Consider the following 7,648-nt stretch of genomic DNA (forward strand, 5'->3'; position numbering starts at 1 on the left):
ACTACGAAGCGCACGGCTGCGCAGAGACCGCAATCGTGCGGAGAAGCAGCTGAAGAAGTGGCGCCGCGCCTGGAAGATGACAAATTGCGTCCTTTTCGGCCATAGGCCTCGGCCTGACAGTACCCAGTACTGTCAGACTGGTGAGGATTTGCCTGGTCGGCTGCACGTTACCCACAGATTTGTCGCACACCCCGCGGGGAATTCCCGCGCGCGTACCGCCGGTTGCTTCAACCGCAGTGAGCGAGTAGGGTGCGCGCACGCGAGGTGGGTTATGGCTGACGACGAGACCTCCGGGAAGTTGACGCGCCGGACGGTTCTGAAGCGCGTAGCGACAGTGGCGGCGGCCGGCGGTGCCGTGGCCGGCGCGTACGCGGCCTGGAAGAACAGCACCTATCTGTTTCTGCTACGCGAAGCGCCGACGCACGCGGCGCAAGCTGATCCGGCATGGCAGGGGGCGACCGTGCGCAGCTACCGCGCGCTCGGGCGCACCGGCATCACCATGTCCGACATTTCTTTCGGTGGTGGCGGCATCACCAACCCAGACGTGGTGACACGGGCAGTCGAGCGGGGCATCAACTACTTCGACACCTCGCCCGACTATAGCCAGACCGGCAGCGAGCAGGTCATCGGCAAGGCGCTCAAGCCGCATCGCGCCAAGGTATTCGTGGCCTCGAAGTTCTGCACCGGCGATGGGCACCTGCCGCAGGACACGCCGGTTGGCGACATCATCAAAGCCGTCGAAGCCAGTCTGCGGCGTTTGCAGACCGACTATCTCGACGTTTGCATCATCCACGAAGTCAACAGCCTCGAGCGGCTGATGGCGCCGGCGTTTCACGAGGCCTTCGATCGGCTCAAAGAGCAAGGCAAAGTGCGCTTTCTCGGCGCCAGCAGTCACACCCCCAACCTCGAAGCCGTGATGCGCCACGCGGTCGACAGCGGCCGGTTTCAGATGTTGCTGGTGGCCTACAACTTCAACAACTGGCCCGACCTGAGCGGCATCTTTCGCGACGCCAAACAGCGCGGCATCGGGGTGGTGGCGATGAAGACGCTGAAGGGGGCCAAGGCCACCGTGCTCAAGGACTTCGCCGACCAGTCGCAGGCGTTCAGCCAGGCGGCTTTTAAGTGGGTGCTGAGCAACCCCGACGTCAGCGGACTGGTAGTGACGTTTCGCGACTTCCGGCAGATCGACGAGTACCTCTACGCCTCCGGCCAGCGCTTGCAGCCGGCCGACGTCGCCTTGTTGCAGCGTTACGACCAGGCGATCACCGGCCAGTACTGCCGCCCGGGCTGCGGCGCCTGTTTGCCTCATTGCCCCGAGGGCGTGCCGGTGGACGATATCTTTCGCTACGCCATGTACTTCGAGAACTACGGCCAGCAAGGTGAAGCCTTGCGGCGCTACGCCGCGCTCTCGGCCGAGCACAACGCCTCGCGCTGCGCCGGCTGCGCCGCTTCCTGCCAAGCCGCCTGCCCGTTCGCACTGCCGATCGGCGAGCGCTTGCAGGCTTTTCACCGGCTGCTGGCGCTGGCCTGAGCGGGCGACCTACTGCAGAACCTGGGTAAGCAGCTGCTGATGCTGCGCCTCCCAGTGGCGCAGCCGCTCGCGGTAGCGAGCGGTGAGGGTGGGCTCGCGCGCGGCGATGTTGTGCAGCTCGCCCGGATCACCGTGCCGGTCGAACAGCTGCTCGCTGTCGACGTGGGGTGTGTAGATGTAACTGAAGCGCTGGTCGCGCATGCCGAAATGTGAGACCCCATTTTCGGTGAAGTTGGCCACCATGCGGCCGGCGTCCTCGCGCAGCAGCGACATGCCGGTGCCCGGGTTGTCGTTGTGGCGGCCGAGGATGTCGAGGATGGTGGCCCGCAAGTCCACCTGTGAGCCGAGCTGTGCGATCCGGCGCGGCAAGCCCAGCCGGCGCGGGTGCAAGATGAAACACGGTACGTGCATGTTTTCCACGTAGATGAAGGCCGCGTGCCCGAAGTCGCCGGGGTGATCACCGAAGGCCTCGCCGTGGTCGCCGAGGACGAGCAAAAGGGTCTGCTCGGCGACGCCGCGCTGCTTCAGCCAGTCGTACAACTCGGCCAGCAAATCGAAGTTGTAATCGACCAGCCGCGCGTGCGCCTGGCGCGGCTCGCTGCTGGCGGGGTCGGGAGGGAGATGGGGCACATCATAGGGATGGTGCGGGTTGCTGGTCATCGCGAACAGGAAGAATGGCCGCTGATCACGCGCGGTGATGAAGCGCTTGATCTCTTCAATCAGCAGCCGATCGTCGCGGCCCCAAGGCAATTGGGTGTAGGCCTCCTGCCCCGGCCAGTCGTTGGTGTCGAGCACGCGCTCGAAGCCCGGCGCCACGAAGCTGCGGATGTTGTCATAGTTGAGGTCGGAGGTGATGTAGAAGTGGCTGGCATAGCCGGCGCGGGTGAAGACCTGGGCCAAGGACTCGGCGGCGACCGACTTGCCCGTGCTGGTCCAAAACGGCCCGATGTAGGGATACATGCCGTAAAGGATGGAGAACATCGCGTGCCCCGATGTCGGCACCGGGGCGTAGATCTGTTCAAACAGGACCATCTCGTCGCGCCAGCGAGCGAGCTGGCGGCCGGCGGTGGCAGCGGGGTTGTAGAGTGCGACGCTGGCGGCACTGGTGGACTCGAGCACGAATAGCAGCACGTTGGTCGGGCGCTCACTGACGGTGAAGCGCGGCCGTCCGCGGGCGGCTTCGGGCGCGGTGGCGGCAATCCCTTCGTTGCCTTGCCAGAGCCGTTGCGGCCGGCCGCCGAACAGCAGCCAGAGGACCGGGTGGGGCTCGAGCAGCGCATCCGCCAGCGGGGGTTTTGGAAGCGCGGCGAGAACCAGGCCGGCGAGCACGGTGGCCGCCACCGGACGGCGCCAGGGCGTGTCCGGCCGCGGCCTGAGCCAGAGTGCAAGCGGCGTTAGGTAGTAGGCGAGCGCGATCAGGGCCAAGCCGGCTACGGTCGCCGGTGATTGCAGAGCGCCGCCGGCGGAGACGACATGGCCGGCCCAAGCGATGAGTCGGGCCTCCTCGGGCCCCAGCGGAGTCAGAAACAAGGCAAAGTGTTCTAGCCCCAGCACCTCGATCACCGAGAGCACCGGCAAGAGCACAAACGCCAGGAGCGCCGCGGCCGCGCGCGAGACTTGCCCGGCACCCGAGTCGTAGCGGCGCCACAGCGCTACAGCTGCCAGCAGTGCCGCGAACAGCGCGACCTCTTGCGCGCCGAAGAGCAGGTAGTGCAAGCTGTTCACCCAAAAGCGGCCGCGGCCGAGCCAAGACCCGCCGTAGTCGGCGGTCAGCCGCATCTGAATCAGCTTGACGTAGAGACTGATGCCGAAGAAGGCCAGCAACTGACCGGCCAAGAACCCAAAGGGGTACGCCCGCGCTTCACGATAGGACGTGGCGTAGCGTGACAGCCGCACTAACGGGTATTGCCACTTCACCATCAAGTCACAACAGGCTACAGCGGCAGTGGCCCGCCGGTCAAGCGGGCGAGCCCAGGCGGGGCCCAGGCGGTACTATCGGACGGACAATACGCCCCCTGGGACCCGCTCAAGCCGCCCGGGGAGCGAGCACGCTGAGTGGATGGGGTCTTTGAGGGGCTGGACCACCGCGTGGGCTGAACTCGTCAGCCGAACGCCCGGCTCGTATCGAATGCCACCTGATCGCGCGCGATATAGTACCTGGCGCGCGCCAGTTGCGCCCCACCGCCTTGATCGCCAACACGCCGTTGGTCCTCCGTTGGTCCGCGCTTGCTTGCGTTGATGGAATCGCTGGCCTTGCGCTCAGCGCTCGACCGGCAGGCGCGCCTCGACCCAATCCAGCATACCGCCCTTAAGATTGGCGACGTGCTCGAAGCCGAGGCCGGTGAGGATCGCTGCCGCAGTGGTGCTGCGGATACCGGCGCGGCAGATCACGACGACATCCCTATCCTTGTGCGCGCCCAGCTCGGTGGCACGCGCCGGCAGCTCTTTCAGCGGCAGCAACACGCTGCCGGGGATGTGACCCAATTCGCCGCTGTACTCCTCAGGCTCGCGCACGTCGAGCAGCAAAGGCGGCGCCGCGCCGGCCAGCTGCCGACTGACATCACCGGGCGTGAATTGGCGTACCCGGTTGAGCTGGGCCAACGGCGGGAACTGCAGCGAGTCATCTTCAATTGCCGACTGGTTGGCTTGCAGCGCCTCCTGGATCTTGTCGGGTAGCGGCAGGCCGAGGTTGTTCATCAGCTCGACATAGGCGGCGCGCGAGCGGCCGGCGAGCCGGGGATTGGCTCGCTTCTCGTCGCCGATGGTGCTGTGGCTGTGCCCGCGATAGTCGTGCGCCGGAAACACCAGCGTGCTATCGGGTAAGGCGAACAGCTTCTGGGTGATGCCGTCGTATTGCGCCCCGGCGTCGCCACCGGCGAAGTCGGCGCGGCCGGTGCCGCGGATGAGCAATGTGTCGCCGGTGAAAACGCGATCGTTCACCTGCACGCTGATGCTGTCGGGCGTGTGTCCGGGGGTATGCAGCACGTTGAGCTGCAGCCCGCCCAGGCTGAGCTGCTGCCCGTCCTCGACGTGGATGTCGACGTGGGGTGCAGGGGCGCGGCGGTGCATGACCACCGCTGCCCCGCTGAGGTCACGCAGATCCCAAGCGCCGGTGCGGTGATCGGCGTGGGTGTGGGTGTCGATCACCAGCGCCAGCGCGCAGCGGTGATAGGCTAGCATCGCCAGATAGCGGTCGGCCTTGTCCTTGAGCGGGTCGATGAGCGCAGCCTGCCGCGTGTTCTCGCAGGCCACGAGATAAGTCTTGCACTTGCCACGGTTGAGTTCGTGGAAGAGCATGGGCACCTCCTTGCAGTTGTGCGGGCGCGCTCACGCCTATCACCGGGTTCCCCCGCTGCGCAAGATGGGGTAAGCGATGACGGCGAGCGAGGGAGGGCATGGCCAGGGGATTGGAAGAGAAGTTTGGACTCGACGGCAAAGTCGCCGCTGTCACCGGCGGTGGCATGGGCATCGGCCGGCAGGTTTGCCTGACGCTGGCGCAAGCCGGCGCCGCGGTGGCGGTGCAGGACCTCGACGGGGCCGAGGCCGAGAAGGTGGCGAGCGAGATTCGCCGCGACGGCGGCCGGGCGCTCGCCGTGGCCGGCGACATTACCGAAACGGCAACGATCGAAAACATGCTCGGGCGCACGCGCGCTGAGCTGGGCCGGCTCGACATCCTGGTCAATAACGCCGGCATCTACCCGTTCCACAGCTTCCTCGAGCTGCCGGCCGAGCTGTGGGACAAGGTGCTCGGCACTAATCTGCGCGCGGTGTTCCTGTGCACCCAGTTGGGTGGCCGGGTGATGGCCGAGCTCGGCAACGGCGGCTGTGTCGTCAACCTCGCCTCGGTGCAGGCCTTCAAGCCGACCAACCCCGGCGTGGCGCACTACGACACCAGCAAGGCGGCGGTGGTGATGCTGACGAAAGCCGCCGCCCTGGAGCTGGCACAGCACAGGATCAGAGTGGTCGCGGTCGCCCCCGGCGTAATTGAGACGCCGGGCACCCGCCCGCTCATCGCCAGCCCGATGAGCGAGATCTTGAGCCGCGTACCGCTGGGCCGCGTGGGTCAGCCCCAGGACATTGCCGATGCGGTCCTTTTCCTCGCCAGCCCGGCCGCCGCGTTCATCACCGGCGAGACCCTGGTGGTCGACGGGGGATTTCTGCTGGTGTGAGAAATGTGATTTGTTGTGGCCGGAGCCGGCGGTGCAAGTAGCCGATCAAGCCGCCGTTGCCATGACGGCGTTGCTGAGGCAGATAGGGGCGGCGCCTAGAATAGCTCAAGCTGGAGGACCTGCCGATGGTGAAGGGATTCAAGCGCATCATGCTTCCGATCGATTTTTCGGTCCATTGCGATCAGGCGGGGCCATATGCCGCGTGGTTCGCCGAGATGTCACAGGGGACCGTGCATTTGGTGCACGTCATCGGCAACCCCGCTGATCCGCTCTACGAGCCCGAGCAGGTGCCCCACTGGACCATGGTCGAGCACGCGGAAAAGAAGGCGCAGGAGCTGATCGAGAAGGCGGCGCAGGAATGCCTGCCGGCAAACTGCCCGCGCCAGTTCCATATCCTGCACGGCGACCCCTACGAGAAGCTGATCGAGGCCGCCGCCGGCATCGAACCCGACCTGATCGTTATGTCCACTCATGGCCGCGGCGGCGTCGTCCATCTGGTCATGGGTAGCGTCGCCGAAAAGGTCGTGCGCCACGCCAGCTGCCCGGTCTTCGTCATCCATCGCGAAACCGACACACAGTGACCGGACAGGAGGCGGCAGCCATGAGCCCCATCCCGGCCATCGACATCATGAACCATCCCCCGGAAGCCCGGCGCGATCTGGGCCGCAATCCCTTCGAGTTCAAAGAATTCCAGATCATGATGCAGACCACCTTCAAGAGCGTCTTTCGCCGCCCCGAGCGCAACCAGGACGCCGGCGGCGCGCAGCCGCCGGGAGAGAAGAAGGCGAAGCGCCCGCGCGTACTGACCGGCCACGGCTCGGTGGCCGAGCTGATAACCGACATGGACCGGCTCGGCTATCAGTACATCGTGATCACCGCTACCAAGATGTGGTCGTATCATTATCACCACCAGCTCATCCTTGATTACAGCATCGACGACGTCGGGCAGATCGTGGCCGAGTCGAACGGCCGCATCATCGGTGCCGCCAGCTACAGCCCTTTTCGCATCGAGGAGAGCCTGCAAGAGGTCGAGCGCGGCGTGAAGCAGTTCGGCTTCAAGTACGTTTGGTTCCACCCGCTGTCGTTCGGCCTGGCGCCCAACGACCGCCGCTTCTACCCGCTCTACGCCAAGTGCAACGAGCTGGACATCGCAGTTGGGATGCAGGTGGGCCATTCCGCCGAGGTGTTGCCGTCCGACGTTGGCCGGCCGATGCTGGCCGACGACGTCGCCATCGACTTCCCCAACCTGCGTATCAATCTTTCCCACACCGGCTGGCCGTGGGTGGACGAGTGGTGTTCGATGCTGTGGCGGCACCCGAACGTCTACGGCGACATTTCCGCCTACTTCCCGAAAAGCCTCGATGAGCGCCAGGTGCGCTTCATGGACAGCTCGCGCGGCCGCGACAAGGTTCTCTTCGGCACCAACGGCCTGGGCATCGAGGCCTGCCTGCAACAGTTCCTCGCGCTACCGGTCAAAGAGGAAACCAAACAGCGCGTGCTGCACGACAACGCGATTGAATTCCTGAAGCTCGGCTGAACCCCGAGCGAGTCAGTGCCTAGCTGGGTGACATCCGGGAGCGCAGGCGGCCCGCCAGCTAAGCCGAATAGTTTTTTCTTGACAGGTGCAGGATCTCACTGTAATGGGTAAGTAGTTCTCATCTTGTTGCGGTAGTCGTAGTCACGGAGGAGTCGGCTGACTCAGGACAGGAGGTGTCCAGTGGTACGCAGAGCCGTTCAACAAAAAAGAGCGTTGGGTGCTGAGCGTGGCGCGTCGATCCTGCGAGCGGCGTTGTCGACCGTGGGGCTTAGTACCGCAATTCGTAAATACGATGACGTATTATCTTGTGGGAATTCCCCGGGTGCCGTGCTACCGTCTCCGCCAGCGGTGGAGGCGGTGCGGATGCCCAGAAAAAGCCCATTCGATGTCGAATTGACCGAAGATGAACAA

The 7,648-nt window shown here is 65.1% G+C and carries 6 protein-coding genes; 4 read left to right on the forward strand and 2 right to left on the reverse strand.

Annotated features, from left to right (window positions below):
- Positions 1 to 271: 271 nt before the first annotated feature.
- Complete coding sequence (locus HY699_05375; protein MBI4515231.1) at positions 272 to 1,531, forward strand: aldo/keto reductase; 1,260 nt, start codon at positions 272 to 274, stop codon at positions 1,529 to 1,531.
- Positions 1,532 to 1,540: 9 nt separating this feature from the next.
- Here HY699_05375 and HY699_05380 read toward each other — a convergent pair whose 3' ends face one another.
- Both HY699_05380 and HY699_05385 read right to left on the reverse strand, forming a co-directional pair.
- Entirely contained in the window at positions 1,541 to 3,451 is a 1,911-nt protein-coding gene (locus HY699_05380; GenBank protein ID MBI4515232.1) for a sulfatase-like hydrolase/transferase, read from the reverse strand.
- A gap of 339 nt (positions 3,452 to 3,790) precedes the next feature.
- A complete protein-coding gene (locus tag HY699_05385; GenBank protein ID MBI4515233.1) occupies positions 3,791 to 4,828 on the reverse strand; it encodes an MBL fold metallo-hydrolase in 1,038 nt (345 codons plus the stop codon).
- A gap of 98 nt (positions 4,829 to 4,926) precedes the next feature.
- Between HY699_05385 and HY699_05390 the strand changes: the two genes are divergently transcribed.
- The 3 genes from HY699_05390 (at position 4,927) to HY699_05400 (ending at position 7,237) form a co-directional block, all read left to right on the forward strand.
- Positions 4,927 to 5,700: an SDR family oxidoreductase gene (locus tag HY699_05390; GenBank protein ID MBI4515234.1), complete on the forward strand. Its 774-nt coding sequence runs from the start codon at positions 4,927 to 4,929 to the stop codon at positions 5,698 to 5,700.
- Positions 5,701 to 5,825: 125 nt separating this feature from the next.
- Positions 5,826 to 6,281, forward strand: coding sequence for a universal stress protein (locus HY699_05395; protein ID MBI4515235.1), 456 nt, complete (start codon positions 5,826 to 5,828; stop codon positions 6,279 to 6,281).
- Between the two features lie 20 nt (positions 6,282 to 6,301).
- The gene (locus tag HY699_05400) at positions 6,302 to 7,237 is read left to right on the forward strand and encodes an amidohydrolase (GenBank protein ID MBI4515236.1); all 936 of its coding nucleotides are present in this window, start codon (positions 6,302 to 6,304) and stop codon (positions 7,235 to 7,237) included.
- Positions 7,238 to 7,648: the final 411 nt, after the last annotated feature.

This window comes from Deltaproteobacteria bacterium, assembly GCA_016210005.1.
Taxonomy (GTDB): Bacteria; Desulfobacterota; Binatia; order HRBIN30; family JACQVA1; genus JACQVA1.